At 51.6% G+C, this 20,643-nt stretch carries 19 protein-coding genes; 15 read left to right on the top strand and 4 right to left on the bottom strand.

The features are described from left to right. The first annotated feature begins 80 nt into the window (after positions 1-80). From KHS78_RS09175 to KHS78_RS09165, 3 genes are read left to right on the top strand one after another with little or no spacing between them, the layout of a single operon-like run. Entirely contained in the window at positions 81-458 is a 378-nt protein-coding gene (locus tag KHS78_RS09175; RefSeq protein ID WP_211827543.1) for a hypothetical protein, read from the top strand. Between the two features lie 52 nt (positions 459-510). After that, a complete protein-coding gene (locus KHS78_RS09170) occupies positions 511-1,188 on the top strand; it encodes a response regulator transcription factor (protein ID WP_211827541.1) in 678 nt (225 codons plus the stop codon). Next, positions 1,179-2,564, top strand: a complete 1,386-nt coding sequence (locus KHS78_RS09165) for an ATP-binding protein (RefSeq protein WP_211827539.1) — start codon at positions 1,179-1,181, stop codon at positions 2,562-2,564. The genes KHS78_RS09170 and KHS78_RS09165 overlap by 10 nt, the downstream gene beginning before the upstream one ends. Positions 2,565-2,616: 52 nt before the next feature. On the opposite strand, the gene KHS78_RS09160 is transcribed toward KHS78_RS09165, so the two are convergent. Next, a complete protein-coding gene (locus tag KHS78_RS09160; protein ID WP_211827537.1) occupies positions 2,617-3,141 on the bottom strand; it encodes a general stress protein in 525 nt (174 codons plus the stop codon). 169 nt (positions 3,142-3,310) lie between these two features. Further along, positions 3,311-4,024, bottom strand: coding sequence for a hypothetical protein (locus KHS78_RS22580; protein ID WP_211827535.1), 714 nt, complete (start codon positions 4,022-4,024; stop codon positions 3,311-3,313). A gap of 554 nt (positions 4,025-4,578) precedes the next feature. Here KHS78_RS22580 and KHS78_RS09150 point away from each other — a divergent pair. From KHS78_RS09150 to KHS78_RS09140, 3 genes are all read left to right on the top strand, one after another. Next, positions 4,579-5,478 carry a hypothetical protein gene (locus KHS78_RS09150; protein ID WP_211827533.1) on the top strand — a complete coding sequence of 300 codons (900 nt, stop codon included), beginning with the start codon at positions 4,579-4,581 and terminating at the stop codon, positions 5,476-5,478. Positions 5,479-5,804: 326 nt separating this feature from the next. Further along, positions 5,805-8,219, top strand: coding sequence for a DNA topoisomerase (locus KHS78_RS09145; RefSeq protein ID WP_211827531.1), 2,415 nt, complete (start codon positions 5,805-5,807; stop codon positions 8,217-8,219). A 4-nt stretch (positions 8,220-8,223) separates the two neighbouring features. Continuing rightward, positions 8,224-9,351 carry an FAD-dependent oxidoreductase gene (locus tag KHS78_RS09140; RefSeq protein ID WP_211827529.1) on the top strand — a complete coding sequence of 376 codons (1,128 nt, stop codon included), beginning with the start codon at positions 8,224-8,226 and terminating at the stop codon, positions 9,349-9,351. Position 9,352: 1 nt separating this feature from the next. On the opposite strand, the gene KHS78_RS09135 is transcribed toward KHS78_RS09140, so the two are convergent. Further along, positions 9,353-10,300 carry a universal stress protein gene (locus tag KHS78_RS09135; protein WP_211827527.1) on the bottom strand — a complete coding sequence of 316 codons (948 nt, stop codon included), beginning with the start codon at positions 10,298-10,300 and terminating at the stop codon, positions 9,353-9,355. Positions 10,301-10,473: 173 nt separating this feature from the next. Between KHS78_RS09135 and KHS78_RS09130 the strand changes: the two genes are divergently transcribed. The 6 genes from KHS78_RS09130 to KHS78_RS09105 all read left to right on the top strand — a co-directional run bounded on the left by KHS78_RS09130 (position 10,474) and on the right by KHS78_RS09105 (position 15,521). Next, complete coding sequence (locus KHS78_RS09130; protein ID WP_211827524.1) at positions 10,474-10,767, top strand: DUF167 family protein; 294 nt, start codon at positions 10,474-10,476, stop codon at positions 10,765-10,767. Between the two features lie 90 nt (positions 10,768-10,857). Further along, the gene (locus KHS78_RS09125; protein WP_211827522.1) at positions 10,858-11,559 is read left to right on the top strand and encodes a DUF2726 domain-containing protein; all 702 of its coding nucleotides are present in this window, start codon (positions 10,858-10,860) and stop codon (positions 11,557-11,559) included. 211 nt (positions 11,560-11,770) lie between these two features. Further along, positions 11,771-12,133, top strand: a complete 363-nt coding sequence (locus tag KHS78_RS09120) for a hypothetical protein (RefSeq protein ID WP_211827520.1) — start codon at positions 11,771-11,773, stop codon at positions 12,131-12,133. 76 nt (positions 12,134-12,209) lie between these two features. Beyond that, complete coding sequence (locus KHS78_RS09115; protein WP_211827518.1) at positions 12,210-14,306, top strand: protein-disulfide reductase DsbD family protein; 2,097 nt, start codon at positions 12,210-12,212, stop codon at positions 14,304-14,306. Continuing rightward, on the top strand, positions 14,303-15,043 hold the full coding sequence (locus KHS78_RS09110) for a DsbA family protein (protein WP_211827516.1): 741 nt from the start codon (positions 14,303-14,305) through the stop codon (positions 15,041-15,043). The genes KHS78_RS09115 and KHS78_RS09110 overlap by 4 nt, the downstream gene beginning before the upstream one ends. Beyond that, positions 15,024-15,521, top strand: coding sequence for a protein disulfide oxidoreductase (locus KHS78_RS09105; RefSeq protein WP_211827514.1), 498 nt, complete (start codon positions 15,024-15,026; stop codon positions 15,519-15,521). Before KHS78_RS09110 ends, KHS78_RS09105 begins: the two co-directional genes overlap by 20 nt. 98 nt (positions 15,522-15,619) lie before the next feature. On the opposite strand, the gene KHS78_RS09100 is transcribed toward KHS78_RS09105, so the two are convergent. Next, positions 15,620-16,354, bottom strand: a complete 735-nt coding sequence (locus KHS78_RS09100) for an endonuclease (RefSeq protein ID WP_211827512.1) — start codon at positions 16,352-16,354, stop codon at positions 15,620-15,622. A gap of 286 nt (positions 16,355-16,640) precedes the next feature. Here KHS78_RS09100 and KHS78_RS09095 point away from each other — a divergent pair, with 286 nt between their 5' ends. The 3 genes from KHS78_RS09095 (at position 16,641) to KHS78_RS09085 (ending at position 20,521) form a co-directional block, all read left to right on the top strand. Further along, positions 16,641-17,207: a DUF6515 family protein gene (locus KHS78_RS09095; RefSeq protein WP_211827511.1), complete on the top strand. Its 567-nt coding sequence runs from the start codon at positions 16,641-16,643 to the stop codon at positions 17,205-17,207. Between the two features lie 179 nt (positions 17,208-17,386). Further along, on the top strand, positions 17,387-18,070 hold the full coding sequence (locus tag KHS78_RS09090; protein ID WP_211827509.1) for an OmpA family protein: 684 nt from the start codon (positions 17,387-17,389) through the stop codon (positions 18,068-18,070). 201 nt (positions 18,071-18,271) lie between these two features. Then, a complete protein-coding gene (locus KHS78_RS09085) occupies positions 18,272-20,521 on the top strand; it encodes a hypothetical protein (RefSeq protein ID WP_211827507.1) in 2,250 nt (749 codons plus the stop codon). Positions 20,522-20,643: the final 122 nt, after the last annotated feature.

Genomic DNA, 20,643 nt, shown 5'->3' with positions numbered 1-20,643 from the left:
CGCCATAGAGTGCCGGACGCCGGTTCTGATTTATCTCCTTTTGCGTTCCCCAATATGGGTAGTATTTCCAGGGTTACACCATGAAAAAATTATTCGTTGTACTGTCGGTGACGTTGCTGTTTGTCGGCTGCGCTAAACTGACGACGCAAACCCGTTATACCGAAACGGGCCGTGAAATTTTGATCGGCCAGTTTCCTCCTGAGCCCGTTTCAGAGTGTCGTATGGTGCACAATGAAACGCTTGAACAGAGCTTGCTTCAGCGTTATACCGATACCGGTGCTCTCCTCGGCTTTTATGCGGATTCCGAGCAGACGCTGTCGATCGCCGAAGCCAGAGGCGCTAATTATGTCCATATCTATATTCCACCCAAGAAGCTGCTGTTTGGCGTTATCGACCTGAACTACAACGATAAGCCCAGGGCGACTTACTACGTCTGCAAGCAGATGCCGTTCCGTTAAACCCGGTGTTTACCCCGATCGTTATTGCGCTGTTGATCGCCGGAGCCGGATCATGAATGTACTTGTTGTCGAAGATGAAGAACTGTTGCTGCACCATTTACGCTATCAGCTGGAAAATGATGGACACTGCACGCTCGGTGCAACGGATGGTGAAGCTGCCCGCCATTACCTGATGGATTATCATCCGGACGTTGCCATCGTGGATCTTGGCCTGCCGGGTATCAGTGGCCTGGATTTGATCCGTCAGGTGCGGTCTGAGGGGAATGCCATGCCGATCCTGATCCTGACGGCAAGGAGTAACTGGCGTGACAAGGTCGATGGCCTCAATGCCGGAGCTGATGACTACCTGGTTAAACCGTTTGAACTGGAGGAGTTGAAGGCCCGTTTGAATGCGCTGGTTCGGCGTTCAGCCGGTTTCTCCCAACCGATGATTGAGGTCGGGCCGTTCAGTATTAACAGTCTGACCAAGACATTTTTTGTTAGCAATGAACCGGTGTCATTGACGGCCTATGAATATGTTCTGATGGAATACCTGATGCGCAATCACCAGAAGGTGTTATCGCGCACGATTCTGGAAGATCAGATATACGGTAATAACCATGGGGCGGACAGTAACGTACTGGAAGTGTTGATCAACCGGCTGCGCAAGAAGCTTGAAAAGTTCTCGGGGGTAAACCCGATTGTGACTGTGCGCGGTCAGGGTTATCGGTTTGATCTGCCATGCCATTGATTGAATCCCTCAAGGGGCGCATGACACTGGCTGTAGCTTCTTTGCTGCTGCTGTTCCTGGGTCTGGTTCTGGCCGGTGTACTCAGTTCCTTCAATCGCACCCTGGACAAGGCTGCCCGGGAACAGCTGGCCGCCAATGCCAACGCAATGCTGGCTGCAGCGGCGCGGGAAGAAAACGGTCAGCTGATCATGCCGGAGAGGTTGATCGATAATCGCTTTAATACACCCGGTGAAAAACTGCATGGTTATATTTACGACGAAAATGGCAGGCTGGTCTGGCAATCCATCTCTACCATGGGTAAAGACATACCGTATGTGCCGGATTTCAATCTGGAAAAACGGGTAACCTTCAGCATCATGGATCTGGAAGGGGAAGAATTCCTGGTCTACGAAATTGATGTGCCGGTCGGTCAGGATTCCCTGGGATACAGCTTCGTCACGGTTGTACCGGCCCAGCGCTATTTCGCTATTATCAGTGTCTTTGAAAACCACCTGATGCTCTGGATGAGCATGGTATCGCTGGTCATTCTTGCTACGTTCTGGCTGGCGCTCTGGTGGTCGCTGAAGCCGTTTCGCCGGGTCATTCAGCAGATCCGGGAGATTGAAATGGGTTCCCGAGAGCAGCTGGATGGGTATTTCCCATCAGAAGTTCGCTGCCTGACCAGTAGTATTAACACCCTGCTGTTATCAGAAAAAACACAAAGGGAACGCTACCGCACCACCATGGATGATCTTGCCCATAGTCTGAAAACGCCTTTGGTGGTGCTACAGAGCGTCGGCAATACCCTTGGGATTCAGGATGGGCCTGATCGGCAGTCGATGCCCGAGCTGCGTCAAACGATGATGGAGCAGATCAATCGTATGAACCAGATCATCGGGTATCACCTGCACCGGGCCGTGACTGGCCGCAAGGGGCTGATGCGTCAGGCCGTGCAGGTGGGCCCTCTGGTGCATGATCTTTGTCGTACGCTGGACAAAGTTTACAGGGACAAGCAGGTATCGGTGCAGGTGAACCTGGATGCTGCCTGCCTGTTCCATGGCGATGAAAACGATTTGCTGGAAATACTGGGCAACCTGCTGGAGAACGCCTTCAAGTTTTGTCAGCAGGGGGTGCGTATCGGTGGCTATGTGCAGCCAGCGGATAACAATGGAAGGGAATCTGGCAGCCTGGTACTGGTGATTGAGGATGATGGCGCCGGACTGGCGGATGATCAGCGTGAACAGGTGCTTCAGCGTGGTGTTCGTGCTGACTGCCTGAGCCCGGGACAGGGCATCGGTCTGGCCGTGGTGCTGGATCTTGTAGAAAGTTATGACGGTAAACTGGTGATTAATACCTCGACGATGGGGGGCGCGTTGTTTCGCCTGATTTTACCCTGATCAACAATGCTGCGGCTGAGCATTGACTGTTCCAGCCGCAGCGATTCTTGTTTTACTCGTCTCTCTCATGAATATCGACGGCTTCATTGTCTGTCACTTCCATGAGCAGTTTTGAACCTTTAGCGACCTCTTCCTCGGTACCATGCAGCAGTACCAGAAAGCTGCCGGCTGAGAGGGATTGTTCATAGCGGACGATGCTGTCCTTGGGAATACCGAAGCTGGCGAGACCTGCCCCTAGTGCTGACAGACCGCCCACCACTGCAGCGCCTTCCAGACCACCGATAATAGCTGACACTAATGGGCCGGCAATCACCATGGGGCCGACACCAGGTATTACAAAAAAGGCAGCACCAAACAGAATGCCCCAGATACTGCCCCAGAAGGCGCCCATTTTTCCCCAGGCTTTCATCCGGTCACCGGTGTTGTAGTAACCGACGACATGTTCTTCCGTATGGTAGTCATTGCCGACTACTGAGATTTTTTTCATGTCAAAGCCGGCTTTCGACAGTCGTTTGACGGCGTCATCGGCGGCATGGTGGGTTTTGTAAACCGCGACACAGGTTTTGGGCAGTTGCATGGTGTTGTACCGCTGATAGAGAGGATGGTCTCCCGGCGATAGCAAGAAAGGTTCTGCCGGAGAGCCGTTGGAGTGTCATGAAAAACAGTTAAAAAATAGATGATTTCGTAGATGAGTCAAACGTTCAAATAATGCCTTGCTGTGTTTGCTTACCGTTTACGTTGCTAGCCTATTGACGACACTTAACCGGTATTTCAAGCAGCTCCGGCCAGGATTGTTCCCAGCCCGTGTTGTGCCGTGCAGCGGGCTTCACATAACGTGACAGGCAATGCTGCTTGCTGAAGGATGACTGGTAGTGATCATAGACTGCCGGTGTAATAACCGTATCCTTTCCACCAATAAAATGTAATTGCGGTATCGAGGCCAGTTTACTGGAGAAATCGATGGGATTAAGACTGTCAGGCATTGGACTCACATTGTGAAACTGATTGACGAACACCGGATCCAGATTGCCTGCGACAGTCCTGATGGAAATGACATCATTGCGACTCGCTGCCATCAGCAGCGCTAGCGTTCCACCACCGGAAAAACCTATCAGTTCAATGTCGTTATACGGTCCTTTTGCTTTTAGTTGATCAAGGGCTTCATTAAGGGTATCCACCATGGGTTGGCTGTAGCGCAGGCTGGTCCAGACCGGAATTTTGCAGTGTTCACTCGATACAAACTGGCAGGGACGGGCTAAGTAGACACGGTCTGGAAAGTTATCCCGACGCATCAGGTCGATAAGCATCAGGTTATGGGGTGTTGGATCCAGTGAAGGGCGTCGCCGACTGGCCCAAGCATGGCCGTCTCCCTCGATGTAAACCCGCAGTGTTTTCTGCTCTCCTGCGAGGTTTTGGAGAGTTTGAAGGTGAAAATGGCGAGTCTCCCTTATCTCTGCCACAGCATTCAGTGATATGGCAAGGCGGTTAACGATCGCCGTGCTATCGCGAGTATATGTGCAGCCTTCTAACAGGGTTATTATCAGGAGAGTAACTAATCGCAACTGTGACATATGTATTTTTTATGATTTATAAAAGCATATTATATGGCACATTTGCATATGAATGGATACATCGAAATAGCTGTTGATTGGTATGCTGAGAAATGAGATGAATGATGCATACTCTGGTTGTCATGGGTGAATATGGGCGTATGGAGAAAAGTGGCTCTAATTTTGAAAGTATTATTGTGTTTTTATCTGGATTAAGACTAGGCCATGTGAAGCTGTTATTTGGGATTGCCTATATATGTGCTCTTTTCAAGTGGATTGGATAATGAGCATGGTAAAGGTTTAATGGTTGTGTAACTTAAGTGATTGATTTGTTATTTTTTCTAAGATTTTCTTTACTTAATACTTATGTCTAATTTTATTTTTTTGCAGATATTTTTAATATTAATGATTAGACGTTAATTCAATATTATTCAGGGAGAATGAGGATGATATCGGGAAATCAAATGCGTACTAAATCAACAGGTTTGGTAAATGTTTCGCCAAAAAAAGGTGAATCTAAAGGTGTAAGAGTGACTGGTGGAGAAAGTAAGCTTGTAGAGAAAATATTAGCTGTACGTCATAGAATAATGGAAGTTCGGAATAGAAGCATTATCCTATCGGATGAGATCGCATTTCTAAATGGTGAAATATCAGAACTTCCTGAAAGGCCATTTAAAATGGATGCAAAGAAAGAAGAAATATATAGAGAAAAGCTTAAACTATGTTCTGATGCAATTCTTGCAGCTAAGCTGGAACATTGGGGGTTAATGAAACAAACTGAACTTGATGGAACTCTGGATTTAATGGATGAAAGGAATCATAGAGCTTCTATTGGTTATCTTCCTGAACCCAAAGAAGAAAAGTTAAAGGATAATGATGCAGAATTTGAAGGCCACCTTAAAGATTTTGCAGATAAAACTAGAACAGTTCGTTTTTCTGAAACTGTAACTACTGTTGATGGTTTGCTATATGCCGATGAAATAAGAATTCTTTTCCAGCAGAAGAAGCCGGGAGCGGGGAATTCTTATAATAGTTATAATCAATGTCGTAGAAAAAAAGAAGTCGATATGAATCTTGATTTAATAAAGGAGAAGAATGAAAAGTTTGAGTCACCTTGTCATCAACGTGCAGAAGAGTTATTCAAGCTAAAAGCTAAAAGGTTCAGCGATAAGGACTTGCATCAAAAGGTGTTAGGTGATGCAGAGGTAGAGAATGTTCGTTGGAAACTTCAAGGATTTAATCGGCGCCGTGGTATAAAGGAAAACGATGTGGCTGAGCTTCCTGGTTATTATGATGCTATTAGAGAAATGGAAGATGAAAAAGCAAGAAAGTATAAGTTGAGTCAGCAGCCTGTGGATGAATAATAGCTGTGCTTTTCTGGAGAAGTACGGGGCAAGTCAAGCTTCAGTGTTTCTCCAGATTGCCGCTATATTATTAAATAATTATCTTCAAAAGTTACGATAGAAATCACTTCTAAGAAGTCACATTCCGATACGACTTATGACATAACTTAAATGTGTTAGGGAACTCTGTCATAAAACGGTGCAGACAAGCGCATTTATTTCAAAAACCTAATTGCTGATGGCGATGATAACTGCTTACCGGCACATGCATAGTTTGCTACACAACATCCCTCACAGAGATAATATACCCTGTTATGTTTTAAGACTCAGTGCTTGTAAGGAATCCCGTGACAATCACCATCATCGCGGAAAAGCGCGACCAGGCGCAGCAGATTGCGACGGCCATGGGCTGGCGGATGCAGAAGGATCTGGCGACCGGTACGCTGGAAGGGCAGCCGGTGGCGCTGGTCTGGGCGTCTGGCCATCTGTTGGAAATCCGTGAGCCCCAGGAATTGAAGCCGGATGCCTCCTGGAACAATCCTGCCACCCTGTTGCCGATTCCCCGCCAGTTTGATCTGCGGCTGACACGCCGCAGCGGGGGGGGGAAAACACCAGCACAGTACTACAAAGTCATTCGGGATCAGCTCCGGCAGGCCAGTGAAGTGATTGTCAGCACTGACCCGGATCGTGAAGGTACTGCCATTGCCTGGCATCTTCTGGAAGCCTGCCGCTATCGAGGCCCGGTGCGCCATGCCTGGCTGGTGGACGGGCTGGACAGGCAGGCTGTCCGTAACACCTTTGCACGTCTGAAAGGCGGCGATGAAATGAAGTCCTGGTTCCGGGCTTCAGAGGCTCGGGCAAGGGCTGACTGGAGCTATCAGTTCGCCGTACGTGCGCTGACCTATTATGCCCGGGGCGGCGCCATGGGGCCGAACCTGGGGCAGGGCGGAGGACGTGAATCTGTCGTTTCGGTCGGACGGGTGCAGACGCCCACGCTGGCACTGGTGGTGGAACGTTGTCGTGAGATTCGTCATTTTGTACCGACCGATCATTTTCTGATTAATGGCCATTTTTCGGTTTCTGACCCGTCGATAGAGGCTCGTTACCATCCCCCCGTGACGACGGAAATTATTGATGCTGCACCAGCCGGTGTTACCTGGGAGCCCAGTCGACGTATCGCCAAAGAAGGTGACCCGGAACCATTGGATACGCCATTATTCACTGGTGAGCAGGAAATGCAGGCGTTCAGGCAGCGTCTGCTGCAGGCGGGCGATCAGGCGACAGTTATCCAGAACAAGGAGCGCAACAGCCAGCGTAATCCGCCATTGCCGTGTGATCTGGCCGAGTTCCAGGCAGAGATGCACAAGGCGTGCGGTATGACGGCTGCGGCTGCGCAGAAAGTGCTGGAAAAACTCTATAATGATGGTCTGGTCACCTATCCCAGAACCGAGCATGCGGAGTTGCCGGATTCACTGTATGCGCCCAATGAGCGTAATCCCGTACTTGAACACCTGACGCAGATAGCGGAATTTGTCCAGCAGGCACAGATGGCCCGTGATATACACGACGGAAGCCATCAACACTATCCCGCCAGAAAGCCTGCCTGTTTCACCAGTAAGCCGATGGAGCACTATGGCATTATTCCTACCCGCAAATCAGCTAACCTGTCGTCTATGAACCGTGAAGCGCAGATGGCGTATTGTATTGTGGCAAGGCGTTATATTCAGGCCCTTTGGCCTGCGGCCAGTCTGCGGGAGCAAAAACTGGCATTTCAGGTGCCGGTAACGGATCTGCTGGGCCATCCGGCAAGCCGTTTTACGACTTCTCGTACCGAAGTAGTTGACCCAGGCTGGATGCAGGCCTTTCCCCGTCGGAAGGATGAGCAGGCTGAGGTGTCTTATCAGGCGATTGTTCCGGCGCAGCAGGGCATGCTGGCACCGCTGAGGCAGGTCGATATGGTGACCCGAACCACACGTCCATCGGCGTATTACACGGATCGCACACTGATCAAGGCAATGAAAACGGTGGGGCGCTTTGTCAAAGATCCGAAACTGCGGCGTATCCTGCGGGAAAGTGCCGGCATTGGTACGCCAGCGACCCGAAGCACCATCCTTGAGACGTTACTGGCTCGTAAGTTCATTGTGCGCAAGGGCAGTCGTCTTGAGTCAACCGCCAGTGGTGAATCGCTGGTGGACGGGTTGCCGGCTTGGATGACCAGTGCTGAGACGACAGCCGTATGGGAGGATTATCTGACCCGGGTTTGCGAACTGCGCAATGATGATAATCTGGCGTGTGAAAAGCGGGATCGTTTCGTTTACCGGCAAATTGACCGGCTAGAGAGTTGGCTGCAGGAATTGCAGGGTTCCCTCTCGGATAAAGTCAGTGCTCAGGGACGCCATCGTTTCACCGGTGGTGGTGCGCCAACACCGAAGATGGCCGCCTATGCCCGAAGTATCAGTCGTCAGGTCGGTATACCGCTGCCAGACAATGCCCTGACAGATCGTCAGGCCTGCAGCACCTTTATTGATACTTATCAGGCTCAGGCGTCACAGAACCGTATGCCCACACCAAAAATGCTCGGACTTGCTCGAAAATTAGCGCAGGAGAGACAGTTGGGATTACCAGATGAGATAGTATCCAGCTTTGATGCCTGTCGGGCCTTTATCGATGGCCAGCTGGGTAGCTCTCAGTCGCAGACTAAAGGCAATACACGACAGAAGGGGACCCGTAAACGACAGAGCACAAGACGACAGGGTGGTTAGCACGGTGACGAATAAAACGATTGTGCTGGCGGGAGGTGGCCACGCTCACGCCTTACTGTTACATCAGCTGATACGGAAACCCTTGCCTGGTGCACAGGTGGTGATGGTGTCGCCAGATCGATATACCCCCTATTCCGGCATGCTGCCGGGATTGATTGCCGGTCACTACCAGCCGAATGAAATGCATATTAACTTGGCCGAACTGTGTCGTCTTGCAGGGTGTGAGTTTGTTCAGGGGCATGCCGTTAAACTTGATGCCGACAATGCCATTCTCAGTATCAATGGGGGCCGCGGTTTTCATTATGACTTGTTATCCATTAATACCGGTTCATTACCACAGAGTCCTCCGGGTTCTGGTCAGTCTGACCGGGGTATGACGGTGATAGGGGTAAAGCCCGTTAAGCAATTCCTGTCATGGTTGGACGATCTTGAAGTACAGCTGCCGGTTTTACCGTCTTTTGCACTTGGGGTTCTTGGGTTGGGGGCAGCAGGTACAGAAGTGGCGTTGGCGCTTGAACACCGTCTCTGCCAGCGTTTTTCCGGCGTTTCCCTCCACCTTGTGGGAGCCGGCGGATTATTGTCCGGGCATCCTCTCACTGTGCAACAGTATGTGCGTGAACAGCTTGGCGCTCGACATATACGGCTGCATGAAAATGTCCAGGCATCGCTGGTGCCGGGTGGTTTGCAAAGCGGGCAGAGTAAAACGATATTCCTGAATGCCGTCGTTCTGTGTACGTCGGCGCGGCCTGATGGCTGGTTGCGGGGCAGTGGTCTTACACTTGATGAACAGGGGTTTGTTTCGGTGGACAACGCCCTGCGATCACTCAGTCATCCGAATGTATTTGCTGCCGGTGATATGGCGACGCTGGCATCACAACCGCATCCGAAATCAGGCGTCTACGCGGTTCGCCATGCCACTGTGCTTGACGTCAATCTTCGTCACCTGCTGATGGGTAAACGTGTCATCGACTATAAGCCACAACGTCAGTCACTGGCACTCCTTAACATGGCGGATGGTCGCGCCATAGGATCACGGGGAGCTGTCACGGTAGCAGGGCGCTGGGTCTGGCACTGGAAGCACTGGCTTGACCAGCGCTTTATGAAACAGTTTCCCCGTGGTTTTGAACGATAACCTAGTTATTGACGTCTGTTTCGCCACTGACAGCCTGGTGGTTTTTTTCATCAGGCTTAATGGCCAGAATCGAACAATCGACACCAGCAAAGACGTTCTCTGCCGTATTGCCCACCACAAAGGCGGCTAGCCCGACTCTGCCCGCCGTGCCCATGATAACCAGATCGGCCTTAATGGACGCCGCCAGTTTCTGAATTTCATGGGACGCACGGCCTCGCATCAGGTGGCACTGTGCTGCATCACCGATACCATTGGTGGTGACCAGGGCGTTGAGGCGTTCACGGTTGGTGGTTTCCGTTTCCTTCAGTAGTTCATTGACCTGTTCGCGGGACATATTGATGAAAGGTCCCTGAAGGCGGTCTTCGCCATAAAGATCCCAGACATGAAGCACATGCAGGTTGGCTTTTTCCTGCAGGGCCAGATGGTCAGCGCTGGCTAGCAGTTTTCGGTTGAGGGCGATTTGTTCCGGTGTATCGGTGCTGGTGTCGAGGGCGACGAGAATGACTGGTGTCTGTGCCACTTGTTCCGCGTCTTTATCCTGCATCATCCAGACCGGGCAGGGGCAGCGGCGCAACAGATTCAGGTCATTACCTGTCAGTTGACGTCTGTTGAAGACGCCGCTGGGCTCTGCCAGTTTGACGACCAGGTCATACCCTTCCGTTTCCACCAGGCGGATCACTTCGTGGAATGGATGGCCACAGATCTGCCGGGTTGTCACGGAGATCCCCGCATCCATAGCTGGCTGGGCAATGGCCAGTAGATGCTCATCCCAGAAGGATTGAAAGTCATCGCGTGACAGTAGCGGATTTTCAAACCAGGCCGGTTGAACAATGCTCACGAAGGTCAGTTCCGCCTGGTTGTCGGCGGCCAAGGTAATGGCCTGCACCAGTTCCGCCTTGCTGGTATGCGCGTTGGTGATGGCGACCAGGATTTTTCTGAATTCCTGCATTCGGTTCTCCTCCCCGTTTATTCTCATAGTAGTGATTGAATCACTGTTTCGGGTTGACGGACATCAATGACCGGAATACTGGCTTGGTGCCAGTTTCTTTCTGGTAGTATTCAGTGATCGGGTTGTGTACCGATACTACAGGGAACGGGGATGTTCGTCAGTGGAGAAGTTGTATGTCGTTTTATCGCTGGCAGGGTAAAGACCTTGTGATTGCCTGCCATTTACAACCCCGGGCCAGTAAAGATGAATTTGCCGGACTGCATGGCGATAGCCTGAAAGTTCGTATCAAGGCGCCACCGGTCGAAGGCAAGGCCAATGCCTACCTGATGAAATTCCTGGCTAAATGTTTTGGTGTGCCACGTCGGAATGTTGAGATTATTGGGGGGGAATTAAGCCGGGAAAAGCGCATACGGATTATTGCACCCGCTATCCTGCCTGACATGCTGGGTATTGAGACTGGCGAATAAAGTCAGAAACTGTTGTACTATTTATGAACAGTGCGGTTTTATGGATAACGCATCGAGAGATTGGGAAACGACGCTGAAATGGATAGCACGATGATTGAAACCCAAATCCCCTATATCGCTATTGTCGTTTGCATCGCGCTGTTGGCGACCCTTACCGTGGCGATCGTCTCGCGCATACGCAGGGACACCGGCGTACATATTCGCAAACCTTTCTTTGATGGTTCGGAACGCTCATTCTATGGCCTGCTGGATGTGGCGGTCAGGGAGCATTTCTGCCTGTTTCGAAATCCTGTGTTGGGCGAGGTGCTCTTTACTGATGAGCAGCAGCGTCCGATGTCTGCACGTTTCCGAAAAGCCCGGTTTGACATCCTGTTGTGTGAACGCCGTTCGCTGGCGCCACGTTGCGCGATTTTGCTGGCGGATCGCAGCACCAAGAAAGGGCGTCGTCGCATTGATCAGATGCGGGGCTGGTTTGACAAGGCTGGCCTTCCGCTGCTGGTCTATGAGACAGGTGGTTTGCTGGACGTACGGACGCTGCGGGAAGATGTGTATATCGCGACGGGGATTGAACACGGTAATCAGGGCAGCGAAGTGATCGGTTCTGCTTCCGTACGCAAGGCTGTCAGTGAGCAACCGAAGCGGCCGGAAACGCGGATTTGCGGCAAGTGTGGCGGTGGCATGGCGCGTCATACCCTGAAGCAGGGTAAGCATGCCGGACGGGAAGCCTGGATTTGCAGCAGTTATCCCGAATGCCGCACGGCGGTTATGATTCCCGGTAAAATATCCAGCTAGTGCCATCAGGCAGTTTCTGTGTGATCGGAAACTGCCTTCCTGCTCTCTCTGTATCATCGTACACTTTCATGACCTGCATTAGCGTTAATCGCCTTACGACGCATACGGCTCTATTGTGTTGGTCAAATCCGCCTCCCAGTTTTGTCAGACAGATGAACCAATGCCCGCTTGCGATTTGCAGTACGCCGCCATAAGCTTGCCGGCTATGAACATGTCATTACTTCAATCACAACGTCGAAAAGATCAGGGGCTTTATCTGGCCTGCCTGGCGTTGCTGGTTGTTATGACAATCTGCCTGGTGCAACGCGCCGGGCTGGTAATGGCCTGTCCGACAACGGTGACTGTGAGTGACCTGGCTCATCAGGATTCAGCGGTTACTGCCGATGCTGATGACTGTGAACTGACCGACCAACTGTTACGTGGTGGTGAAATCGTCGAGCTGCCCATGCTGTTGTCACTGTTTACCGTTATTCTGCTTGTTACCCTTCTTCAGCGTATCGGCTGGCATGTCCTCTCTTCGCCTGATCCACCGTTGCTCAGGCGTCATGTGCTGTTCTGCACGTTCAGGGAATAGATAGCAATACAACCTGCAGGGCGGGTGACTTTTGATAGTCGCCCGGATAATTGCTATCTATGGATTTTGTAGAACGATGAAAAAACAGTTTTATGTGGGGCTGGTCACGCTATGCCTGCTCCTGATGTCGCGGGTCGGTTTTGCGCTCAGCACCGAATGGCTGGTGAGTCCGCAACAGCCGAATGCCAAAGTACGGTTGCTGCTCACGGGTGAAACGGATCCGGTTGCAGGCACTGTGACCGGTGGTCTGGAAGTTCAGCTGAATGATGACTGGAAAACCTATTGGCGATCGCCCGGTGAAGGCGGGATTGCACCTGAAGCGAAATGGCTGGATTCCGGTAACCTGAAGCAGGTTGAATGGCTCTGGCCATTACCTGAGCGTTTTGAATTACTGGGAATACATGCGCTCGGCTATAAGAAGACCGTCGTGTTTCCCCTGGTGTTTCAGGTTGAGGATTTCGACCAGCCCGTCAGGCTATTGGGTGACTTCCGTCTTTCATCCTGCACAACCATCTGTGTCCTCACCGATTATCAGCTGGATCTTTCCTTTATCCCGTCAGCGTTAACGCCTGACCCGGCAGCGGCTTTCGCGGTTGATAAGGCATTGTCCCGCGTGCCGACATTAATGCCTGACAGTGGTATTGGTGAAGTAACGGCTGTCTGGGATGCCAGTCAGCAGATCGTGCGTGTGACGGCAGTGCGCAGTGATGGTTGGAAGACACCGGATGTGATCATTGATGGCATGGAGGATGTGATCTTCGGTGTGCCAGACATTCGTTATCAGGGCGAACAACTGAAGGCGACTGTTTCTGTCAGTAGCTGGTTGGGTGATGTCGATCTCAATAATCAGACACTGGCCGTTACCGTCATCAGTGGCGACTACGCGAAAGAGATACCGGTGGTTGTCCGGAGCGGAACGGTTGCTGATGATACCAATGACAATAGCCTTTTATATCTTATCGGCCTTGCATTCCTCGGGGGGCTGATACTGAATTTGATGCCTTGTGTTCTGCCGGTATTGGGCATGAAGCTCTCTTCACTGGTGATGGCATCAGGGCAATCCCAGGGACAGGTCCGTCGGCAGTTCCTGAGTGTCGCGGCGGGTATTCTTTTTTCATTCTGGCTGCTGGCGGCAGGGCTGTTAGCTCTCAAAACGTTCGGTGCCCAGATTGGCTGGGGTATCCAGTTTCAGAATCCCTGGTTCATTGGCTTCATGGTGCTGGTGACCACGGCTTTTGCAGCGAACCTGTTGTCCTGTTTCGACATTCGGTTGCCGGTCGCCTGGTCGTCAAGGATTGCCCAGACGGGTGATGATGGCCTCGCTGGTCACTTTATACAGGGGATGTTTGCAACCCTGCTGGCGACACCCTGCTCTGCACCTTTCCTGGGGACAGCGGTGGCCTTCGCGCTGGTGTCAGATCCTCTCACCTTGTGGATGATCTTTACATCGTTGGGTATCGGCATGGCGGCCCCCTATCTGTTGGTCTCTCTCCGCCCGAGTCTGGTTCGTCTGTTACCGAAGCCCGGTCCCTGGATGAATGTTCTTCGTCGTGTATTGGCGCTGTTGTTGTTGGGTACCACATTCTGGCTGATCAGCCTATTGCACAGTCACATGTCGATGATCTGGGTGCTGCTGGTAGCGGCGGGGCCTGTATTGCTGCTGGCTTTCTCGATGATTCGCAGCAGACAGCCGGCTGTCGGGCGGGGGTTGGCTTTTGTTGCCGCATTGTGCCTGTCACTCGGACTGGTCATGTCTGGCGGCTGGATTCTGGGCGCGTTTGAAAAAGGCACACAACAGGAATCGGTGCTGAACTGGACGCCGTTTGATGAAAGCAAAATAGAATCCCACGTGATGACCGGCAAGGTGGTATTTGTTGATGTCACGGCTGACTGGTGCATCACCTGCAAGGCTAACAAGGCCAGCGTATTGAACCGGGGCGCCGTGGCTGAAGCCCTCAATGCGCCCGGTGTCGTGTTGATGCAGGGAGACTGGACCCGGCCTTCCGATGTCATCAGCCAGTTTCTCAATAAACACAACCGCTATGGCGTGCCGTTCAATATCGTCTACGGACCCGGTGCAAAAGCAGGCATTGCCCTGCCGGTACTGCTGACCCGTGATGGTGTCCTGAATGCTCTGAACCAGGCTGCAGGTACACAGGAGATTGGCAAATGAAACAATGGTTGAAAGTAATAGCGAGCTTCTTCCTGTCATCTCTGGTGTTGATGGCAGGAACAGTGACGGCTCAGGTGAACCCTGCCGAGGCTACGGTTCAGATCAACATGTCAGACAATCTGGAAACCGGTGACTCACTCAATCATTGGATGAAAGCCCGTCGTCTCATGGAGCAGCGAGCTATCAAAGCACACCATCAGGCATTGTTTGAAAACCCTCATGATCCGTTTCAGGGAAAGCAGGGTGGCCAGCTGACCATTGCCTACTTTTTTGATTACAACTGCGCCTTCTGTAAACGACAGGATGCGATATTGCAGGAAATAACCCGGCAATTCCCGCAGGTGCGTGTTGTCTACAAGGATATGCCCATTCTGACAGCCTCTTCATTTGAAGCGGCGGAACTGGCGCTGGCGGTTTATCGCCAGACGCCGGAGCAGTACAGCGATTTCCATCGACGTCTTATGGCCAAACCCGGTGCGCATACTCATCGTTCAATTCAGGCAACGCTGGATGCGGAAGGGCTGGACCCCAAAGCGCTGAAAAAGGCAATGGGACCTGATGTGACGATGCACCTGTACCAGAATCTTGGGCTTGCTGAAGCGCTGGGTATTGGTGGTACACCCTCGCTGGTTTTTCCCGACCAGATCGTTGTTGGATTCAAAGATGAGCAGGCATTGACGAACCTGATTCGCACCCATCTGCAAGGACAAGCGCGCCATGAAAAAACGTCTGAGTAAGTTCATACGGGAAGGCGTGCTGACCCTGTTGATTGCAGTGGGTGTCATGACCGCATACAACCTCTACCTGCAGCGAAATATGCCCTCAGGAGACGTGCCGGTTTTAATGGGAACAACATTAGATGGTAGTCGTTTTAATCTTGGGGAAGCATCCAAAGATGAGACTGTACTAGTGTATTTCTGGGCCAGCTGGTGCTCGGTCTGCCGGGTTGTCAGCCCTGCGGTCAGTGATATTGCCAGTGATTATCCGGTGATATCCGTTGCCATGGCATCCGGTAATGATGATCGTGTCAGCCGTTATCTTGCTGCGCATACATTGGACTTTGCCACCATCAATGATGAGGGTGGCATGATGGTCAGAGAGTGGGGTGTGCAGGCAACACCGGCATTTGCCATTGTTAAAAATGGGGAGATTCGCTCGGTGACAACGGGCTATACCACCGAGCTGGGTCTCAGGTTACGAATGATGTTGCTTTAGCGGAAAGCAGCTGCCGGGAGCCATCCGCTCCCAGCAGCTGCCATAAGATCAGAAGACTGGACGTCGTGGTAACTGACAGGTTGTGACTATGTCTGTTCTCAACGGTTTGAGAGCATTGTGTTTTCGTTGATACGTCGGTCGACGTAAGGATTACGCTTGCCGGTAATCTGACCAATCCGCTTGTCCCGTTCCTCTTCCCACGCAGATACCGGCCAGGAGCGATCCCAGGCTTCATACAGCTTGCGATCCTGCTGGCTCAGTCTCAGTTTGTATTCATCGGCCATGTACAGGTAAATCCTGGCGATCATGCCGCGTGTGACCGGCGGTGGTTCTGCTTTTCTCGCTTTGAAATCGACCTTGAAGGCGCACTGACCATATTGCCCCTGGGTTTGTGGCAACAGGCTGAAGCGGTAATTCGAGCGATCGCCGTTGATTTCACCAACGGCTGGCACCAGATTGTGCAGATCCGCTTCCATAATCCGGAATTGCTGGCTTTTCTTTGAACAATTCTTGCGTCCTCCCTGTTGCCAGCATTGCAGCTGGTGGCCGAAGCTCCACGCGGGAACCACATGTTCCCATTCCACGCGTGACGCGCGTCTTTCCTGCTTTCGGACCTGGTAGCCGCAGGCGTTAAGATCTGGTATCAGCTTTTTGCCCTGCTGGTATTGCGGGCAGCCACAGTAGAAGGTGAAGGGGTTGTCTTCGTATAACCTGGCAGCCACCCTCTTGGCCTGACTAAAGCTCTGGGGGGGCTTGATGGTATTGCTTACGTAGGCATAGGCGGAGTGCGTCAGTAGTGTCAGCAACACGACTGCGAATAAGGAACGTCTCATTATTTAACGTCTTATGTCTTATATGTCGGGCGGTATTTTTTCATTACTTCCTTGTTAATAAAAGACATTTGACGTTATTTGCAGGGGCGATGGACAGGATTTATCAGAATAAAAACAGGACGCATTTCTTCAAGGGGATTGGTCAGGCAATACACCGAAGCTGTTTGATACAACCTGATACAGTTATGACAACTTACCCATGCATTCATTGATCATGATGACTATAGAGTATGCATTGTTCTGAAAAACGGGATTTGTCATAGAGGTTTCGAAGAGGGATCAAAGAATGAGTCTTCATCGTTTGTCGCTGTCTGTGATGTCGCTATTGCTTTTGGGGCTCGCCGGCATTGCGCATGCCGCACCAATGCACGGTGTGGGGCCTGGACATCGACACCCTGCTTATCGTCCCGGTCCCCCGGTGGTCAGACCCGCAATCGGTGTGAGGGTGGCAGTGCTTCCCGTAGGCTGGCGGTCACTGGTTGTTGCCGGTGCCACCTACTACGTGGTCGACAATGTGTATTACCAGCGCCAGGGGGGTACGTATATTGTGGTCGAGCCACCGGTCACCGTTGTGGTTCCCGTTGCGTCTCCCGGTCCTAATGTGCACGTTGCGTCGTATACAAGCCTGTATGTCAAAGGCAAGCTTTACTATTACCGCGATGGTGTTTTTTATGACAGGACATCGTCAGGGCAATATCGCAGCGTCCCCGCACCGGCGGGAGCGGTCATCGACAAGCTGCCTGCCGGCGCCGTGGAAGTACGGGAAAATAACAGGATTTACTGGAAAGCCAGTGATACCTGGTATGAACCGATAGGTAGCAGTGGGGAAACGGTTTACCGGGTAGTGCGCTAAGTTATAGCGTTTGCATGGTTTGTTTGTCGCGCGATCTGTCAGTAGTGATATAACCGGTTTTTGCCTTGCCATAATTCATCATAATTCAGCACGAATTGATCGCTTTTGAACCATCGGAATGCCTCCTTCATGGCGTTAAATCATGGACAGACACAACGCACATGATAAGGAGCACAACGATGAAGAAGATGATGGCCGCCTCAGTCCTGGGATTGATCTGCACACTGACGTTTGCTCAGGCCCAGGCGGCTGAGTGGACCTGGAAGAAAGGGGCAACGGTCGGCAGTGCAGCCATTGCCGGTGCAGCGCTTGGTGGGCCCGTTGGTCTTGTGGTTGGTGTGGCTGCCGGTGATTATCTCGGTAACCAGGTGAACCAGGCCGACCAGTTGGATGCCGTGCAGTCAGATCTGACCGTCGCACAGCAGGAAGCTGAACAGTTGCGGATTGCCTTACACAATGCCCAGGTTGCCATCCATCAGTATGAAACGTTGGCGCTGGATACCTTGCAGCAGGATGTCCTGTTTCGCACAGCCGGTGACGCCCCCGATGAGAGAGCGACTCAGCGACTGAAGGCGCTGGTCAGCTACCTGTCAGTCAATCCATCGGTTAAGGTTCGGCTGGATGGCTATGCTGATCCCCGCGGCGCTGATGCGTATAACCTGGCGCTTTCCCAGCGACGCGTCGATTCAGTCCGCCGTTTCCTCCAGGATGCCGGTATTCACGAAGACCGCATCAGTCTGAATGCGTATGGTGATCGACTGTCTAAAGCCGAAAAAGGGGATGCGGATGCTTATGCACTTGAACGGGTAGTCACGATTGAGCTGACCGGTGGAAGTGACTATGAGGCGGTTGCTGTTTATTAATAAAATCCGCTGAAATCACCTTCTGAGGCTAAGATCGGCGTGTGAGTCAATCTTAGCCTTTAGTCTAAGTCCTTTCGGTATCCCGACTATGGTCTAGCCGGCGGCACTGAACTTGCTGCTTTTCTATCCCTCTAAATCTTAAATCATGCGTATTTGCCCGGTTAAAGGGCTTGTTGAATTTAAGGGATAGAGGTACTCAGGATGTCGTTACACAGGGAGAAAGATAACCATAAAAATAGCGTCCGACTGCAGTGGGATAGCGTATGGCTGGGGGACTACCAGCTGCGTTCCGTAGCGGCTCAAGTCTCGTACGGTGCAACCGGAGAGCTGTGCATAGAGACCTTTGAGTGTGACATACACCGCTCCCTGGCCAGTGACAATGAATCTGTCGTTCGTCTGTCTGCTGCGAATATCAGGCTTGTGACACGTGATAACACGGTTCATCTACAGGAGCGTGTCCGTGTATTGGACATAGGCCATCTACGGATTCAGCCACTGACGGTTTTATCCGGTGCGCGTGATTCCCGCCCTTTGCATGTGACAGATTGCCGTCTGGACATCATTTCTCACCATTATTGCGCTAGCGCTTTTTCCGAGATATTGATTTCACCAGATACGCTACAACAGCAGCAACATGGCGCAAGGTGTGGTGTGTCCCACCTGCAAGTGCTGATGGAGAACGTGTTGCAGATACCGGTCAACAGCCGGAATCGTGACTATGAGAGCCATCTGAATGCGGTGAAACAGCAGCTGACTCACATCGTTGATAATGCCGGTGAAGCTCATGCCCGTGAGCATAAAATTGCGCGGCAGATGACCGTAAATTTGATCAAAGACATCCGTCTTATGGAGCAGCGGGGGCAACTGGCATTGTCCGCCTCCCTTCTACGACGCATGCCGCTGATGGCATTACGGTTATTGTTGCCTTCGTCGGTGGTTCGTAAAGCGGATGAATCGCAGTTGGTTGAACTGTTGTTGATGTTGCACCGTACGCTGCCTGAAAAAGCCATCGCGCTGCTCATGACGCATATGAATGCGGGTACGCTTAACTGGCACAATGTCATGGACTCACCCTTGATCAAGTTGTTATCAAAACACTATCTGTCTCCCCTAGGGGGTGAGGTCGCAGTGCAAAAGCAGAGGCAGCAGGAGATCGCAGCGCTACTGCTTGCCCTGTCAAACCAGTTGCTGATGGAAACGTATGTTCAGTCCCATCATTCCATGGCGCCGTTTAACCGTAAGACTGAAAGCGGCGATGGATTAGCAGACTTGTTCTCTTTGTTACAGGTGCTGTATCCAGAGGTGAAGGCGCAACATCCTGCTGCAAAAGACGTTGAACAGATGATTTGCCCACTTGAACATCGAGAGATGCCTGACGCTATCCAGCATTATGAGCGGCTGTATCGACTCACTGAGTCACCTGATGTCCTGACAGTGCTGGCTGCACTCTATCGGGCCGGTGGATACCCTACCCAGCGGCTGGAGGGGATGGTGCTCAATGTACCAGAAGATGCTGATCAGGCATTGCTGGCCCGCTGCCAGCGTGCCTTGTCAAAGACCGATTCAGAAACAGCATTCGGTCTGCTGTTACAGCTCTCGGAAGCGACGCGTTGCACGATGATTGCCGGGTATTTCCGTTCTATCAAAGGTCAACTGCCATTAAAAATGCGAGTCCTGGAGGCTTTCTCACGACCCTATTCACAGAAGGAACAGCGGCGTTTGCTCCAGCTGTTACCCGATGACGTTTTGACCCGCATGGTGGAGCATTATCTCTTCAACACAGAGCTGGCCTGTATTGATCGACTGTTGGCACGCTCCGCGAAAGTCGCAGTGGCGAAGCGTTTGCTCATTGCTACGGTATTGCCGATTGAGCACTTGCATGAACAGATTGCTGCATTGCGACAACAACAGCCAACGAATAGCCAGGCAAAGACATTACTGGCAGAGCAGATCAAAGGCGCGGAGAAACGGTTGGAACGTATGCTGGATATGGCCAGTGAGTTTGACCCTGATATTGTGGCTCGGCTCTGTGATCAGGAGGAAACGGCTCTCAAGGTCAGCATAGAATCCCGTACACGCAATGGTGATGTCGTGGCTGCCCGGCAGTTGACCCAGCGTGTACTGACACAGTTGTTGGCAAAAGGCTACCGCATTGCCGCAGACAGTCGTGCAACCGGCGCTTTCAAAGAGTATCTGGCAGGTTTGAAACAGCTCTACATTCGTTATCGATTCTGGTCATATGAGATATTTTCGCGATTGTTACATGGGCGAGGTGCTGTCTCGGGTCTGCGTTGTTCCAAGGCACACTATCCGTTACATGAATTACCCGAGAGGGATGCCGGATTGTTCCAGTTGCTTCAGCTTGCTGCCAAATACTGTGACCAGGGCATGATGTTGCTGAATGTGATTGAGCGTCTCCGTCTGGAAGTGGTGATGGCGAAAAAGGTTTGAACTTATCAAACATAATTGCCTTTATTGTTCGTAGTGTTACTTCCTATTTGATCATTCACTAATTAGTGATACCGACTATGCTTCTTGGCTGTTAGCATCCGTATAGTAATTAGTAGTTACAT

It is taken from the genome of Kistimonas asteriae (genome assembly GCF_018263925.1).
GTDB classification, from domain to species: domain Bacteria; phylum Pseudomonadota; class Gammaproteobacteria; order Pseudomonadales; family Endozoicomonadaceae; genus Kistimonas; species Kistimonas asteriae.
The sequence above is the reverse complement of the archived record's forward strand: the minus strand, read 5'-3'. Positions and strand labels throughout refer to the sequence as shown.